This is a genomic window from Streptomyces sp. NPDC041796, assembly GCF_055590785.1.
In genome coordinates, this window is sequence record NZ_JBVJAH010000020.1 from 20,562 (window position 1) to 34,976 (window position 14,415).

Genomic DNA, 14,415 nt, shown 5'->3' on the forward strand with positions numbered 1-14,415 from the left:
CCGCACAGGGGGATCACATGGGGGGAACCGTGACCGACCGCCGGCTCACCGTCCTGTTCGCACCGGAGAGCGCGTACGGGCCGACGAACAACTGCGTCGGGATCGCGGACGTGCTGCGGCGCCGCGGCCACCGGGTGGTGTTCGCCGCGGAGGCGTCCTGGAGGGTGAGGCTGAGCGCGCTCGGCTTCGAGGAGGACCTCGTCCGTCTCGCTCCTCCCCCGGACGGGGAGGAGGACGCGGGCCGGTTCTGGAAGGACTTCGTGCGGGACACCGCTCCGGAGTTCCGCAAGCCGACCTTCGAGCAGCTCGGCACCTGGATCAGACCGGTCCGGACGGAGCTGGTCTCGGGCGCCCGCCACTGCGAGCCGCAGCTGAAGGCGGTCGTCGAGCGGGTGCGCCCGGACGTGATCGTCGAGGACAACGTGGTGGCGTTCCCCGCCCTGCTGACCGCCGGAGTGCCGTTCGTACGCATCGTCTCCTGCAACCCGCTGGAGATCAGGAGTCCGGGCGTCCCGCCGGCCTTCTCCGGCTACCCGGCGGGCGACGATTCCGGCTGGGCGGCCTTCCGGGCCGAGTACGACCGTACGCACCGGGAGCTGTGGGCCGACTTCAGCACCTGGGTGGCCGAGCAGGGGGCGCCGCCCCTGCCCGAGCTGGAGTTCATCCACGAGGCCGGGACGAATCTGTACGTGTATCCCGAGGCGGCCGACTACGCGCGCGTGCTGCCGCCGCACTGGCACCGGCTGGACTCGTGCGTACGGGAGACGGACGAGGACTTCGTCCTGCCGCCGGAGCTCGCGCCCTCCGGGGCGGACGGCGAGCCGCCGTTGATCTACTTCTCGCTCGGCTCCCTGGGATCCGCGGACGTGGAACTGATGCGCCGCGTGATCGGGGTCCTGGCGCGGACGCCGTACCGCTACATCGTCTCCAAGGGGCCGCTGCACGCCGAGATCGAGCTGGCGCCGAACATGTGGGGCGCGGAATTCCTGCCCCAGACGTCGGTCCTTCCCCTGGTCGACCTGGTGATCACGCACGGCGGCAACAACACGACGACGGAGGCGCTGCACTTCGGGAAGCCGATGATCGTGCTGCCGCTGTTCTGGGACCAGTACGACAACGCGCAGCGCATGCAGGAGCTGGGCTTCGGCGTCCGGCTGGACACCTACCGGTTCACGGACGAGGAACTGACCGGGGCCCTGGAGCGGCTGCTCGGCGACACGTCCCTGCGCGAGCGGCTGGCGGCGACGGGTGCGGTGATCCGCGAACGGGACGGGCTGCGGCGGGCGGCCGAGCTCATCGAGGAGGCGGCCGCCCGGGGCGCCTGACGGGCGATCAGGTCCAGAGCGTGGCGATGAAGATGTTCACCATGGTCAGGCCGCCGACGGCCCCGAAAACCGCCTTGTCGACCCGCTCCTCGTCCCGCTTGACGTAGACCAGGCCGAGGATGACGACCAGGATGGCCAGCTTCACACCGATCTTGACGTTGTTCACGGTCTGGTCGTCGGCCTGGTTGAGCCCGACCAGGACCACGCCCGTGAGCAGCATGGTCAGGGCGCCGTGCAGCATCGCGGGGCCGAAACGCGCCGCACCCTCCCCCATCGCCTTCATCTGCGTCATGAAGCCGCCCAGCAGAGCGGCGATACCGATGATGTGCAGCGCGACGAAGACATTGATGAGTACGTCCATGGGGCGGAGCCTAGCCCGGGCGTTACCACCGGTCTCCGGCCAGGGTCACCTCATTCGTCGCATCGGTCGCAGGTGATATGGAATGCGGGATTCCGAGCAGGTGGGCTCTTGCGGAATACGCTCCTGAACCCTCACCTGCGGCCAATTGCGGTCATACCGCCTCTCGACCGTGACCCCCAGGTTTAGCGTCCTCCCCCAGGCCCCGTCCCCGCCGAAGGGAAGTGACCGCCGCCGTGGCAACGCACCGGAAACCGAAGCAGCAGCCGTTGAGCGGCCGCGCGGCCGTCACCCTGGCACTCGCCGGGGCGGCCACCGCCACCGCCTTCGAAGGCTCCGGGTACGCCGAACCCCACCTCACGCCCGGCCAGGTGAAGGCCAAGGCCGACCTGCTGTACCAGGAGGCGGAGGAGGCCACCCAGAAGTACAACGGGGCCAAGGAGGAGGTGGAGCGGGCCGAGGCGGCCCTGGGCGCCCTGCGCGACGAGGCCGCCCGCCGGACCGCCCGCCTCAACGCCGCCCGCAACGCGCTCGGCTCCGTGGCGACGGCCCAGTACCGGGGCGGCGGCGGCCTCGACCCGGCCGCCCAGCTTGCGCTCTCCAGCGACCCCGACGCGTACCTCCGGGGCGCCGCCCTCGCGGACCGGGTGGGCGACCGCCAGGCCACGGCCGTCACCGCCGCCCGGAGCCAGGTCACGGAGCTCGCCCGGCTGCGCGCCGAGGCGGCCGGCCGGCTGCGCGACCTGACGGCCCGGCAGGCCGAGCTGGCCCGGCACAAGGCGACCGTCCGGAGCCGGCTCACCGCCGCCGAGAATCTCCTCGCCCGGCTCACCGCCGCCCAGCGCGCCGCGTACGACGGCACGTCCGTCCCCGCCTCGCACGGCGCGCCCCGCGGCCCCGCCCCCGCTCCCAACCCACGCGCGGCGCAGGCTGTCTCGTACGCGTACGGAGCCTTGGGCAAGCCGTACGTGTGGGGCGCCACCGGGCCGTCGGCCTTCGACTGCTCGGGCCTCACCCAGGCCGCCTGGCGCTCCGCCGGAGTGTCGCTGCCCCGCACGACGTACAGCCAGATCGACACCGGCCGGCGCGTGTCCCGCTCCGCGCTGGCCCCCGGCGACCTGGTGTTCTTCTACGCGGGCGTCAGCCATGTGGGCCTCTACATCGGCGACGGCAAGATGATCCACGCCCCCAGGCCGGGTGCCCCCGTGCGGATCGCGCCGATCGACGAGATGCCGTGGGCGGGCGCGACCCGCGTGGCATGAGCGCCCCACCGCGCGGCGGCGCCACCGCGTGCGCCGGCGGCCGGCACGCGACCCGCGTACACCGGCGCCCACCGCGTGACGGCCCCCCACCGGGACGGGCAGCGGCCGGGCCACGTCCTCGTGCTCGTGCTCCTGCTGGAGCGCCTCGACGTCCGGCACCGACGGCAGGGCGAGCCCGATGTCGACGAGCCGCAGCGCGCCCGCGTGCCCCGCAGCGCGGCGGGGCCGTGGGCCTCCGGTCCGGCCCGGGCCGCAGCCGACCGCTACGGGCGACCGCCGACGGCCACGGCTCCCGGCCGGGTTGCAGTCCCGGTCCCGGTCCCGGCACCGGTCCCGCTCCCGGCGCCTTCACCCGCGCCCGCGGCCATCCCGGTGCCGTCCCCGTAACCCTGCCCCGGGCCAGTGCCCTGGCCCTGATCCTGGCCCTGCTCCTGCCCGGCACCCGCGTCGGCGCCCGGGGCCGTGCGATCCGCGCCCGCACCCGCGTCGGCACCCTGGCCCCGGTCGGCCCCCGTGCCCTCGGCGCGGAACTGCTGCGTCAGCCACTGGAACACCGACGGCACCTCCCGCACCCACGTGCTGACGCGGTGACCGCCGTAGACCTGCTGGACGTCGATGCGTGTCGGCGGCTTGGACGCCTCCCGCAGCGCGAGGCCCTGCTGGTAACCGTCGCCCCCGTCGCCGGTGACGAGCAGCGTGACCCGCGGCGGCACCGGAGCGGACTTGAGCATGGTGAGGGGGTTGTGGGCGTGCCGCAGCTCGGGGTCCTTCCCGGTGAGCGAGGAGGGCTCGGCGGCCGGGTCGTTGTAGCCGGACATGCTGACGCCGAACCGGTAGCGGTCGGGGTGGGCGATGGTCAGCTTGGTGGCGCAGTGGGCCCCCGACGAGAATCCGACGACGGCCCAGCCGTCGGCCGTGTCGGCGGCGCGGAAATTGTCGATGACCATCTTGCGCACGTCGACGCTCAGCCAGGAGTCGGCGTTGACCTTGCCGGGGACGTTGGCGCAGCCGGTGTCGGTGTGGCCCAGGACGTTGCTGCGCGGCGCGACGAGGATGAAGGGCTCGACCGTGCCGTTCCTCATCAGCGGTTCGAGCTGCTTGTTGGCGTGCATGCTGCCGAACCAGGACTTCGGCGAGCCGGGGAAGCCCGAGAGCAGCTCCACGACGGGGAACTTCTTGTCCTTGTACGCCGGGTCGTCGTACTGCGGCGGGAGCCACACGTACACCTCGGCCTTCACCCCGGATATCCCCCCGTTCAGGGTGGTCTTCCGGACACCGGTACCCACGGTGGGGTCGTCGACGGGCGTGAAGGTCTGCTTGACCTTCGGCAGGTCGGCTATGCGTCTGCCGCCCAGGCCGTCGGGGCCGAGGTCGATGGCGGTGTCGACGTGGTCGCTGGTTCCCAGGAGGTCGTCCCAGCTGTCGTAGAGCCCGTTGACGTTGTTCACCGCCACGAAGACCACGACGATCGCCGTGAGCTGTGCGAAGGCCACCATGCCCAGCCGCGTCACGCCCCGGACGACGGCGGGGCCGCGCACGCGGCTCCACAGCGCCAGGGGCAGCAGTACGGCGATCACGGCCAGGACGACCGAGGTCACGAGGAAGGGAGTACCTGTCAGGCTCATCACGGTGAGTAGGAGGGCACCGTCACCGCACTGGTTGCCGCTCCTATGTACCGTTTATCTCACAAATAGGCCTGACGGGATCCGCGGAGAGGTCCCCGTCACACCAGACGGCGCGCCGTCGCCCAGCGGGTCAGCTCGTGGCGGTTGGAGAGCTGGAGCTTCCGCAGCACCGCCGAGACGTGCGACTCGACCGTCTTCACCGAGATGAAGAGCTGCTTGGCGATCTCCTTGTACGCGTATCCGCGCGCGATGAGCCGCAGCACCTCCCGCTCCCGCTGGGTGAGCCGGTCCAGGTCCTCGTCGACCGGCGGGGCGTCCGTCGAGGCGAAGGCGTCCAGCACGAACCCGGCCAGGCGGGGCGAGAACACCGCGTCACCCTCCTGGACACGGAAGATGGAGTCGACCAGATCGGTCCCGGTGATCGTCTTGGTGACGTAGCCGCGCGCGCCGCCCCGGATGACCCCGATGACGTCCTCCGCCGCGTCCGAGACGGACAGGGCCAGGAACCGCACCGGGTTCTCGGGGGCCGTCATCAGGCCGGCGCAGCGGCGCAGCACCTCCACGCCGCCGCCGCCCGGCAGGTGGACGTCGAGGAGGACCACCTCGGGGCGGGTCGCAGTGATCACGGCGACCGCCTGGTCGACGTCGGCGGCCTCGCCGACCACCTGGACGCCGGTCGTCTCGGTCCGGCCGATCTCGGCCTGTACGCCGGTGCGGAACATCCGGTGGTCGTCCACCAGCACGACCCGCACCCGGCGCCCCGCCCCTGCCGTCGTCGTCTCGTCGGTCATCCGTCCGCCCTCTCCATTTCCAGCTCCACCTCGGTGCCGTCACCGGGGACCGAGCGCAGCCGCGCGGTGCCGCCGTTGCGCTGCATCCGCCCGATGATCGATTCTCGTACGCCCATCCGGTCGGCGGGTACGGAATCGAGGTCGAAGCCCGGACCCCGGTCCCGTACGGACACGAAGACCGTGCGGCCCTCCACCTCCGCGTACACCTGCACCGCCCCTCCCTCGCCACCGTACTTGGCGGCATTGACCATGGCCTCACGCGCGGCCTGCATCTGTGCGGCCAGTCCCTCGTCGAGGGGGCAGTCGCCGACGACCACCACCTCCAGGGGTACGCCGTGCGCGTCCTCGACCTCGGCGGCGGTCTTCTTGACCGCCTCGGCCAGGGTCTCGGGCTCCTGATCCTCGTCCTTGCCGGTGCCCTCCGGCCGGTACAGCCAGTTGCGCAGCTCGCGCTCCTGCGCGCGGGCGAGCCGGCGGACCTCGCCGGCGTCGTCGGCGTTGCGCTGGATCAGGGTGAGGGTGTGCAGGACGGAGTCGTGCACATGGGCGGCGACCTCGGCCCGCTCCTGGGCGCGGATGCGCATGGTGCGCTCCTCGGAGAGGTCCTGCGACATCCGCACCAGCCAGGGTCCGGCGAGCAGGGCCATCCCGGCGAGGACGGCTATCGCGGCGGTGAGCGCGGTGCCGAGCTGGGCGGCCGAGCCCCGCACCACCATGAACACCGTCAGGCCCATGCCGACGAGCGCCACACCGGCGAGACCTCGCACGAGCTGGAAGATCCGCTTGCGGCTGCCCGGCTCGGTCCAGCTGGCCCGGCGCGCGTTGTCCACCTGCCGCCACACCAGGACGACGCCGACGCCGACGAGCAGGACCGGCCACACATACCGGTTGGCGTCGCCACCGAGGTCGACGCTCGTGACGAAGCCGATCGCCCCGACGGTGAGCGCGACGAGCGCCACGACCTGGCCCTTGTCGGGCTTGCGGAGCCTGCGCCGCCCGTCGGGCGCGGTCGCGAAGACGGAGCGCGGTTCGGTGGACCGGCCGCCGACACCCAGCGGGACGACGATCCAGAAGACGGCGTAGACCAGCACCCCGAGGCCGTCGGCGAGGAACAGGGCGAGGAAGACCAGCCGCACCCAGATGACGGGGAGCCCGAGATGCCCGGCCAGTCCGCGCGCGACACCGCCGAGCATCCGCCCGTCGGCGCTGCGGTAGAGCTTGCGCACGGGCGGCTCGTCGGTCGTCTCGGGCTGGCGGGCGGCGACTGGCATGCCCCGATCGTCACACGTCGGCCGGCGCCGGACATCAGGGCCGTCCCTCATCCGACCCTGAGAATCCCCTCGTCCCGGGGCAGCGGCCCCAGGGGCAATATCAGGGACGGGCCAGGGTCGCGGAAGGTGCCGACGGGGCTCACGGGCCGTCACCATGGACCTATGACGCGTACGACCCCCGCTCCCGCCGAGACCGCCGACGGAGGACCACCCCACCCGCCGCTGCGGCGCACCACGCGGCGGAAGGTCGTGGCGGGGGTGTGCGGCGGGCTGGGGCGGCATTTCGACCTCGACCCGGTGATCTTCCGGGTCGCGATCGGAGTGCTCGCCGTGACCGGGGGCCTCGGTCTGGTCTTCTACGGCTTCGCCTGGCTGCTCATCACGGCCGAGGGCGACGACGAGAACGAGGCGCGGCGGCTGGTGTCGGGCCGGGTCGACGGTGCCTCGTTGATCGCGCTGCTCATGGCGCTGGTGGGCTGCGGTCTGTTCCTGTCGATGCTGGGCAACGGCAGCACGATCTCCTTCTCCCTCCTGCTGATCATCGCCGTCAGCGGGGCGGCCGTCTGGTCGCAGCGGCGCAGGCTGGCCGACGGCCACGAGGCGGTCGCGGCCCCGGCGGCGCACACGGTGGCGGACGCGCCGCCGGAGACGAAGGCGCCGCCGCCGCCGGAGTCCCCTTCGTGGTGGCGTGAGCCGATCGTCAAGGACGGTACGTCGGGGCCGGTCCCGCTCGGGTACCTGTGGGGGCCGGCGGACGGCGTGGGGGTGGAGGACGCGATCCTCCGGCGCCCCGCGAAGAGCGCGGGGGCCGCCGCCGGCCGGGCCGCCGCCGGCCCGCGTTCCATCGGCGGCCCGGTCTTCCTGCTGGCGCTGGTGGCGGGCGGGCTCGGCACCGGGCTTTCCTGGGGGTCGCAGCCGCTCGGCACCTGCCTCCAGACCGGGCTGGTGTGCGCGCTGGTGGTGTTCGCGCTCGGTCTGGTGGCCGGGTCGTTCGTGGGGCGGACGGGTGCCGGCACGGTCTTCATGACGGTGGTCACGGCGGTGCTGCTGGCGGGCGCGTCGCTGATACCCCGGCAGATCGACACGGAGTGGATACGCACGGACTGGAAGCCCGCGACCGCGGCGGACCTGCGCCCCCGGTACGAGCTGGACACCGGCGTCGGCACCCTGGACCTGTCCCGGCTGGCCGTTCCCGCGAAGCAGACGGCGCGCACCACCGCCGAGGTCGGCGCGGGCCGCCTTCACGTCGTCGTCCCCGAGAACGCCACGGTGAGGGTCCACGCCACGGTGGGGCTCGGCGACCTGCGCCTCCCGGACGACCCGCCCGATGACGTCGACATCGCCCCGGACCGCGAGGTGAACCGCACCATCGCCCCGCCCAGGGGCACGGCTCCGGCAGGAACCCTCGACCTCACCCTGGAGGTCGATCTCGGACAGGTGGAGGTCACCCGTGCCGCGTCATGAGAACCCCGGGTCCCGCCCCGAGGAGCGGAGCCGGTGGCGCCATGAGTTCCACCCGGGCCGGCTGGTCCTGGGCCTCACCGGTCTGGGCATCGCGGCGCTGTACGCGGGCGACGCGGCCGGAGCCTGGCACACGGCCTGGTACGCGGTGCTGCCCCTGCTGTGCGGGGGGTCGGTCCTGTCGGGCATCGCCGCCTGGACCGGCTACCGCGCCCGCCGGCGCCGGGCCGCCAGGGCCGCGTCGAGCGACAGCATCGGGGCACCGGCCAGCACGAGCGGCAACCACGCCATCAGGTAGACGAGGTCGTTGCCGTAGTAGTAGGGGTCGGACTGCCAGCTCACGGTCAGCCACAGGCTCAGTGAGATGAGCGCCCCGCCCAGCGCGGCGAGCCGCGCCAGCAGCCCCACGAGCGTGCCGAGGCCGACCGCCAGCTCACCGAAGGCGATGGCGTATCCGAACCCCTCCGGGTTCTTCAGCGCCAGGTCGACGAGCCAGGGCACGGCCGAGGAGTCCCGGACGGACCGCATCATCTCGCCGACCGAGCCGGTCCCGGACGCCGCCATGAAGCGGTCGTCGGTGATCTTGTCGAGCCCGGCGTAGATGAAGGTGACGCCGAGGAAGACCCGCAGCGGCAGCAGCGCGTACCGGGTGGCGGTCGCCTTCCAGCCGGGCGGCTCGCCGCCGTTCCCGTAGGTCGCTGTCGTCCGGTAGGTGTGCGTCATCGCCGGCCTGCCTCTCACACGGCTGTCCCCGAAACCGATTCTCCTCGGCGTTCCCGCCCATGGATACGCGGCGGACGGGGGACCGGTTCAGGAGCGGCCTGCCCGGCGCGCCGGTGCGGTCACCGGCGAGCCGGTTCAGGAGCGGCCGGCCGCCACGTCGATGACGACGCGGTTCGTCACCGCTCCGGATGCGGTGACGACCTGGACGTCCGTCCATCCGGGGGGCACGTCCGCCGGGACCGGAACGGTGAGGGTGGTGTCGGTGGGGTTGGTGAAGCCGCCCGGGGCGGGGACGAGCGGCACGTGGACGTGGACCGGCCCGATGCGGACGACCGTCCGGGTGAGGTGCGCGGGGCTCGCCGCGCCGGGCGGTACGAAGCCGGCGCCCCGGATCTCGATGTCGTCGCCCGTACGGATCGGGGCGTCCGGGGCGCCGGCCTCCGGGGCGCGCACCACGGAGAGGATGACCGGGCGGACGCCCTCGGCGCACTTGGCGGCCAGGTAGGTGGCGGCCGAGAGCGCCACCAGGGCGACCAGCGCCCACGGCAACTGGGGCAGCTCGCCGGGTCGCCGGACCAGCCGGGCGGCGGCGAACAGCACCGCGAACGCCGAGACCAGGACGTACTGCGCGTCGGCGAGGCTGCCGCGCCCCGCGTCGTCGCACAGCACGTCGGCGGCGCGCGGCCGCTCGGCGCGCAGCTTCTGCACCCGCTGCCGCAGGATCCGCGCGGTCACCACCTTGCGTACGGCGACGGCCACGGCGCACACCAGGGCGAGCACGGTCAGCAGCCGGTCGCCCCCCTCCAGCCGGACCGCACCGCGGGCGGCACCTTGGAGGGTGAGGTGGAGCGCCGCGAAGACCGTGAGGAGCACCCACCCGCCGGCGACCGTCCTGGACGTCGACAGCCGGTTGTCCTCGCCGATCAGGGGCGCGAGGAGCCCTCCGTGCGCCCGGTGCACCCGTGCCGCGCCGGTCAGCAGGGCGGCCACGCATATCGCGGCGCCCAGCCCCGCCGTCCGCGCCCCGGTCCATCCTCCGCCGTCCTGCGCGGCGACCGCGTGCGCCGCCGACACGAGGGCCGCCAGCGCCGTGACGGTGCCCCACACCGCGTACAGCGTTCCGCGCCACACCGCCTGGGGCCACGCCTCGCCGAGCGCCCGGCCCCGCTCGGCGACCGTCCGCGCGTGCCGGCCGAGCTCGTCGGACACCCACCGCCGTGACGCGCCGTCAGGGAGGTGCGGGACGCCCTCCCCCACCGCCAACCGGTCGCGCCGGGCCCGGAACGCGGCCACCGCCCGCCGGTGCTCCTCGCGCGCCCCGTGCGTCGTACAACCACCGCACCGCCTCGCCTCGTGCACCGCCATGGCGGCCCCTTCCGTGTCTCAACCGGCGCCTCAACCACCCGACAGGGAAAAGGAATTCTTTCCTATGAACACCATGGCCCGCGCCCCGCCCACACCTCCCACAGGAGTGAAATCACCGCCTCCCACTTGACCGTTTACGACAGGAGTTCGGGCTCGGAGCGACTGATCTGCCGCCACAACGGCTGATAATTGATCCACGCCACCAGATCACTGCCGAGCCGCTCCCGTGTCGCGACCGCCTCCCGGTGCTCGATCGGCACGGGCTTCCCCGCCGCGCGCGCCGCGAGCTGCACCCGGCTGCACCGCTCCATGGTGATGAACCACCAGGCCGCCGCGTCGACCGAGTCCCCGACCGTCAGCAGCCCGTGGTTGCGCAGCACGATCGCCTTGCGGCCCCCGAGCGCGGCCGCGATCCGGCGCCCTTCGGCGGCGTCCACGACGACACCCGTGTACGCGTCGTACAGGCAATGGTCCTCGTAGAACGCGCACGCCTCCTGGGTGATCGGCTCGAGCAGCTCCCCGAGCGCGGCCAGCGCCCGGCCGTACGTGGAGTGGGTGTGCGCCACCGCCACGACGTCGGGCCGCGCCCGGTGCACCTCGGCGTGCACGGTGAACGCCGCCTGGTTGACGTGCTCGGTGCCCTCGACGACCTGGCCCTCTCCATTGACCAGGATCAGGTCCCGGGCGGTGAGGCCGGCGAGCGGCTCACCGAAGGGGTTGACCCAGAAGCAGTCGGGGAACTCGGGGTCCCGCGCGGTGAGGTGACCGGAGACGCCCTCCTCGTACCCGAACCGCGCGAACAGGCGCAGCGCCCCCGCCAGCCGCTGCTTGCGGTACGCCCGCTCCTCGGCGACGGACGCGTGCGTCGGCGGCATCGCGAAGCGCAGCCGCTCGACGGGGACCGGCGTGGGTGCCTCGGCTTCACTCATGGCCGGAAGTTACCGCCGGTCACGACAACTGACCAGAGAGATCACACCGAGGGAGCGACTGGAGCAGAATGCACCCATGACGGACGACGACCGAACCCTGCCCTCACCCCTCGTCGATCTCCTCGAACTGCAACCCCACATCGAGGGCGGCTGGTTCAGGGAGACCTGGAAGACGACCGGTTCGACGACACCCGCGGGCTACTCCGGCCCCCGCACCTTCGCGACCGGCATCTACTTCCTGCTCCACCCGGGTGAACGGTCGCGCTGGCACCGTGTGCGCTCCGACGAGCTGTGGCTCTGGCACCGCGGCGGCCCGCTGCGCCTCTCGCTCGGCGGCGAGGGCGACGCCCCGTCCGAGCCCTGGGAGCTGGTACTGGGCCCGTCCGTCGAGACCGGCGAACAGCCCCAGCTCCTCGTCCCGGCCGGCACCTGGCAGGCGGCCGAACCGGCGGGCGACCAGCCGGTCCTCGTCACGTGCGTCGTCGCGCCGGGCTTCCACTACGACGACTTCACGCTCGAAGCCGCCGCCCACAGGAAGTAGGCGACGGCTCCGGTCAGGCGTGTGGTGGGGTCACTCCCACTCGATGGTGCCCGGCGGCTTCGACGTCACGTCGAGGACGACCCGGTTGACGTCCTTCACCTCGTTGGTGATCCGCGTCGAGATCTTCGCCAGCACGTCGTACGGCATACGCGTCCAGTCCGCCGTCATGGCGTCCTCGGACGACACGGGCCGCAGCACGATCGGGTGCCCGTACGTACGCCCGTCACCCTGCACGCCCACCGAGCGGACATCGGCGAGCAGCACGACGGGGCACTGCCAGATGTCGCGGTCGAGTCCGGCGGCCGTCAGCTCCTCGCGGGCGATGGCGTCGGCCTCGCGGAGCAGATCGAGCCGCTCCCTGGTCACCTCGCCGACGATACGGATACCGAGGCCCGGGCCCGGGAAGGGCTGGCGCTGGACGATCTCCTCCGGCAGGCCGAGCTCCTGGCCGACCATCCGGACCTCGTCCTTGAACAGCTTGCGCAGCGGCTCGATCAGCTTGAACTCGAGGTCCTCGGGAAGCCCGCCCACGTTGTGGTGGGACTTGATGTTCGCCGTGCCGGTGCCGCCGCCCGACTCGACGACGTCCGGGTAGAGGGTGCCCTGGACGAGGAACTCGACGGGGTGGTCGTCCGGCGCCTCGGCGACGATCTCGGCCTGCGCCTGCTCGAAGACCCGGATGAACTCCCGGCCGATGATCTTCCGCTTCTCCTCGGGGTCGGAGACCCCGGCGAGCGCCTCGAGGAACCGCTCCTGCGCGTCGACGACCTTGAGCTGGACGCCGGTGGCGGCCACGAAGTCCTTCTCGACCTGCTCGGTCTCGCCCTTGCGCATCAGGCCGTGGTCCACGTACACACAGGTCAGCTGCGAGCCGATGGCCTTCTGCACGAGGGCGGCGGCCACTGCCGAGTCCACACCGCCGGACAGGCCGCAGATGGCGCGCTTCTCGCCGACCTGGGCGCGGATCGCCTCGATCTGCTCCTCGATGACATTGCCGGTGGTCCAGTCGGGACGCAGACCGGCGCCGCGGTAGAGGAAGTGCTCCAGGATCTGCTGGCCGTGCGTGGAGTGCATCACCTCGGGGTGGTACTGCACGCCGTACAGCTTCTTCTCGTCGTTCTCGAAGGCCGCGACCGGCACGACGTCCGTGGACGCGGTGACGGTGAACCCCTCCGGGGCGGCGGAGCAGGCGTCGCCGTGCGACATCCACACCGGCTGCTCGGCGGGGGTGCCCTCGAACAGGGTGGACGACGTCCTGCTGACGTGCAGGGGCGTACGGCCGTACTCGCGCGCGCCGGTGTTGTCGACGGTGCCGCCGAGGGTCGTGGCCATCAGCTGGAAGCCGTAGCACATACCGAAGACGGGGACGCCGGCCTCGAAGATCTCGCGGTCGAGCTGGGGGGCGCCCTCCTCGTACACGGAGGACGGGCCGCCGGAGAGGATGATCGCCTTCGGGTTCTTGGCCAGCATCTCGGCCACCGGCATGGTGGACGGGACGATCTCGCTGTAGACCCGGGCCTCACGGACGCGGCGGGCGATGAGCTGGGCGTACTGCGCGCCGAAGTCGACGACGAGTACGGCGTCGGGCGCGGCAGCGGGATTCGCTGATGACACTACGGCGGCCTTCCGGCGGGAGGAGTCTGTATGTCGATTCTACCGGCGTGGCCGGGGGAACCTTTGTCTCACCATCCGAACCCGCGCCCGTCCCGCTGGGTGGATGGTCCATACTGGCCGCATGCGCAAGCTCTCGACCTTCGTCTTTACCTATGGCACCGGGCCCGTCCGGCTGCCATGGTCGTGCTGCTTGAGCCACTGACAAGCGACTTCCCAGGCGCCCCGGGCCGACAAGGTCCGGGGCGCCTGTCGTTTTCCCGGACCTTGTCGCCGGTCCCGGGGCCCCACCCACCAAAGGAGCCCCCGCCATGACCGCACTCGACTCCCTCGACAGGACCGGCGCCCGCACCGACGAGGCGGCGGACGTGATCGTGGGCGCGCGTGACCGCATCGACGCGCTCGACGACCGGATCATCGGCCTCATCCAGGAACGGATGGCCGTCTCGGCCGTCATCCAGGAGGCGCGGATCTCGTCCGGTGGCCGGCGCGTGAACCTGGCACGCGAGATGGAGGTGCTGGCCCACTACAGGGACGCGCTGGGCAGGCCCGGTACGTCGCTGGCGATGACGATGCTGGAGCTGTGCCGCGGCCGGATCTGAGTTCGGGCGCGCTCTCACCCGTACGGCGCGTGACCGCTCCCGTACGGCTTCGTTGGTCCGGGTGTCCGTGTCAGCCAGGGGCGGGCCGAAGAAACCACGCGTGGCTCCGCTGGGGCGTGTGGCGTACCTCGTGGGTACGTCGTGGGACCTCGCCCCGGCGCGCGTGACCGGACGGCAGGGGACAGCAGCCCGGTCACCCGAAAAGGCGGTCGGCTCCGGGGACGCCCGGAGCCGACCGCAATCCGGCCCACGGGTTCACACCCGCGGTACCTGTCCCCCGTTCTCCCACACCCTCTTCCCCCCTCTCCCCACGACCACTGCCACCGAGCGGCGTTACCCCCGGCGCCGCCTCCCTCGGCCCCGGCGCTGCCCTGACGCCGGAGCCGATGGCCAAGGGCCCCGCGGAAGCGATTCCGCGGGGCCCTTGTTGTGTGCCGGGTTCCGGCCGGTCGTCGTTCGGGAGCTGTGGCGCCCCACAAGCGGAATGTGTGATGCAGCGCACATAAGTTTTCTGTCAGGTGGCGTGCAACCATTCCCACGCGTCGCAGGTC

At 72.5% G+C, this 14,415-nt stretch carries 14 protein-coding genes; 6 read left to right on the forward strand and 8 right to left on the reverse strand.

The annotated features are described in order from the left end of the window. Nucleotides 1–17 precede the first annotated feature (17 nt). On the forward strand, nt 18–1,325 hold the full coding sequence (locus ACZ6C1_RS30965) for a glycosyltransferase (protein ID WP_469245454.1): 1,308 nt from the start codon (nt 18–20) through the stop codon (nt 1,323–1,325). A gap of 7 nt (nt 1,326–1,332) precedes the next feature. Here the strand turns inward: ACZ6C1_RS30965 and ACZ6C1_RS30970 are convergent, their stop codons facing one another. Further along, entirely contained in the window at nt 1,333–1,686 is a 354-nt protein-coding gene (locus tag ACZ6C1_RS30970; protein WP_469245456.1) for a hypothetical protein, read from the reverse strand. Nucleotides 1,687–1,919: 233 nt separating this feature from the next. On the opposite strand from ACZ6C1_RS30970, the gene ACZ6C1_RS30975 reads away from it, so the two are divergent. After that, complete coding sequence (locus tag ACZ6C1_RS30975; protein WP_469245458.1) at nt 1,920–2,945, forward strand: C40 family peptidase; 1,026 nt, start codon at nt 1,920–1,922, stop codon at nt 2,943–2,945. 263 nt (nt 2,946–3,208) lie between these two features. On the opposite strand, the gene ACZ6C1_RS30980 is transcribed toward ACZ6C1_RS30975, so the two are convergent. The 3 genes from ACZ6C1_RS30980 to ACZ6C1_RS30990 form a co-directional block, all read right to left on the reverse strand. Next, nucleotides 3,209–4,570 (reverse strand): alpha/beta hydrolase, encoded by a 1,362-nt coding sequence (locus ACZ6C1_RS30980; RefSeq protein ID WP_469245460.1) that lies wholly within the window; start codon nt 4,568–4,570, stop codon nt 3,209–3,211. Between the two features lie 98 nt (nt 4,571–4,668). Next, nucleotides 4,669–5,361, reverse strand: a complete 693-nt coding sequence (locus ACZ6C1_RS30985) for a LuxR C-terminal-related transcriptional regulator (RefSeq protein WP_469245462.1) — start codon at nt 5,359–5,361, stop codon at nt 4,669–4,671. Next, the gene (locus tag ACZ6C1_RS30990) at nt 5,358–6,632 is read right to left on the reverse strand and encodes a PspC domain-containing protein (protein WP_469245463.1); all 1,275 of its coding nucleotides are present in this window, start codon (nt 6,630–6,632) and stop codon (nt 5,358–5,360) included. The genes ACZ6C1_RS30985 and ACZ6C1_RS30990 overlap by 4 nt, the downstream gene beginning before the upstream one ends. 162 nt (nt 6,633–6,794) lie before the next feature. Between ACZ6C1_RS30990 and ACZ6C1_RS30995 the strand changes: the two genes are divergently transcribed. Together ACZ6C1_RS30995 and ACZ6C1_RS31000 are read left to right on the forward strand one after the other, a co-directional pair. Then, nucleotides 6,795–8,096: a PspC domain-containing protein gene (locus tag ACZ6C1_RS30995; RefSeq protein WP_469245464.1), complete on the forward strand. Its 1,302-nt coding sequence runs from the start codon at nt 6,795–6,797 to the stop codon at nt 8,094–8,096. Then, a complete protein-coding gene (locus ACZ6C1_RS31000; RefSeq protein ID WP_469245466.1) occupies nt 8,083–8,391 on the forward strand; it encodes a hypothetical protein in 309 nt (102 codons plus the stop codon). Before ACZ6C1_RS30995 ends, ACZ6C1_RS31000 begins: the two co-directional genes overlap by 14 nt. On the opposite strand, the gene ACZ6C1_RS31005 is transcribed toward ACZ6C1_RS31000, so the two are convergent. From ACZ6C1_RS31005 to ACZ6C1_RS31015, 3 genes are all read right to left on the reverse strand, one after another. Beyond that, nucleotides 8,298–8,816: a DoxX family protein gene (locus tag ACZ6C1_RS31005; protein WP_469245587.1), complete on the reverse strand. Its 519-nt coding sequence runs from the start codon at nt 8,814–8,816 to the stop codon at nt 8,298–8,300. The two genes, ACZ6C1_RS31000 and ACZ6C1_RS31005, sit on opposite strands and share 94 nt — an antisense overlap. A gap of 135 nt (nt 8,817–8,951) precedes the next feature. Continuing rightward, entirely contained in the window at nt 8,952–10,181 is a 1,230-nt protein-coding gene (locus tag ACZ6C1_RS31010; protein ID WP_469245468.1) for a hypothetical protein, read from the reverse strand. Nucleotides 10,182–10,315: 134 nt separating this feature from the next. Further along, on the reverse strand, nt 10,316–11,110 hold the full coding sequence (locus ACZ6C1_RS31015; protein ID WP_469245470.1) for a class II aldolase/adducin family protein: 795 nt from the start codon (nt 11,108–11,110) through the stop codon (nt 10,316–10,318). 76 nt (nt 11,111–11,186) lie between these two features. Here ACZ6C1_RS31015 and ACZ6C1_RS31020 point away from each other — a divergent pair, with 76 nt between their 5' ends. Further along, complete coding sequence (locus ACZ6C1_RS31020; RefSeq protein ID WP_469245472.1) at nt 11,187–11,651, forward strand: cupin domain-containing protein; 465 nt, start codon at nt 11,187–11,189, stop codon at nt 11,649–11,651. A 30-nt stretch (nt 11,652–11,681) separates the two neighbouring features. On the opposite strand, the gene guaA is transcribed toward ACZ6C1_RS31020, so the two are convergent. Further along, nucleotides 11,682–13,265, reverse strand: a complete 1,584-nt coding sequence (gene guaA, locus ACZ6C1_RS31025) for a glutamine-hydrolyzing GMP synthase (RefSeq protein ID WP_469245474.1) — start codon at nt 13,263–13,265, stop codon at nt 11,682–11,684. Between the two features lie 308 nt (nt 13,266–13,573). Here guaA and ACZ6C1_RS31030 point away from each other — a divergent pair, with 308 nt between their 5' ends. Then, entirely contained in the window at nt 13,574–13,864 is a 291-nt protein-coding gene (locus ACZ6C1_RS31030; RefSeq protein ID WP_469245476.1) for a chorismate mutase, read from the forward strand. The last annotated feature ends 551 nt before the right edge of the window (nt 13,865–14,415 follow it).

Coding starts and splice junctions, on each gene's coding strand:
- ACZ6C1_RS30970 (WP_469245456.1), bottom strand. CDS start 1,686: ATGGACGTACTCATCAATGTCTTCGTCGCGCTGCACATCATCGGTATC.
- ACZ6C1_RS31020 (WP_469245472.1), top strand. CDS start 11,187: ATGACGGACGACGACCGAACCCTGCCCTCACCCCTCGTCGATCTCCTC.
- ACZ6C1_RS31015 (WP_469245470.1), bottom strand. CDS start 11,110: ATGAGTGAAGCCGAGGCACCCACGCCGGTCCCCGTCGAGCGGCTGCGC.
- ACZ6C1_RS30980 (WP_469245460.1), bottom strand. CDS start 4,570: ATGAGCCTGACAGGTACTCCCTTCCTCGTGACCTCGGTCGTCCTGGCC.
- ACZ6C1_RS31030 (WP_469245476.1), top strand. CDS start 13,574: ATGACCGCACTCGACTCCCTCGACAGGACCGGCGCCCGCACCGACGAG.
- ACZ6C1_RS30985 (WP_469245462.1), bottom strand. CDS start 5,361: ATGACCGACGAGACGACGACGGCAGGGGCGGGGCGCCGGGTGCGGGTC.
- ACZ6C1_RS31005 (WP_469245587.1), bottom strand. CDS start 8,816: ATGACGCACACCTACCGGACGACAGCGACCTACGGGAACGGCGGCGAG.
- ACZ6C1_RS30965 (WP_469245454.1), top strand. CDS start 18: ATGGGGGGAACCGTGACCGACCGCCGGCTCACCGTCCTGTTCGCACCG.
- ACZ6C1_RS30990 (WP_469245463.1), bottom strand. CDS start 6,632: ATGCCAGTCGCCGCCCGCCAGCCCGAGACGACCGACGAGCCGCCCGTG.
- ACZ6C1_RS31010 (WP_469245468.1), bottom strand. CDS start 10,181: ATGGCGGTGCACGAGGCGAGGCGGTGCGGTGGTTGTACGACGCACGGG.
- ACZ6C1_RS30995 (WP_469245464.1), top strand. CDS start 6,795: ATGACGCGTACGACCCCCGCTCCCGCCGAGACCGCCGACGGAGGACCA.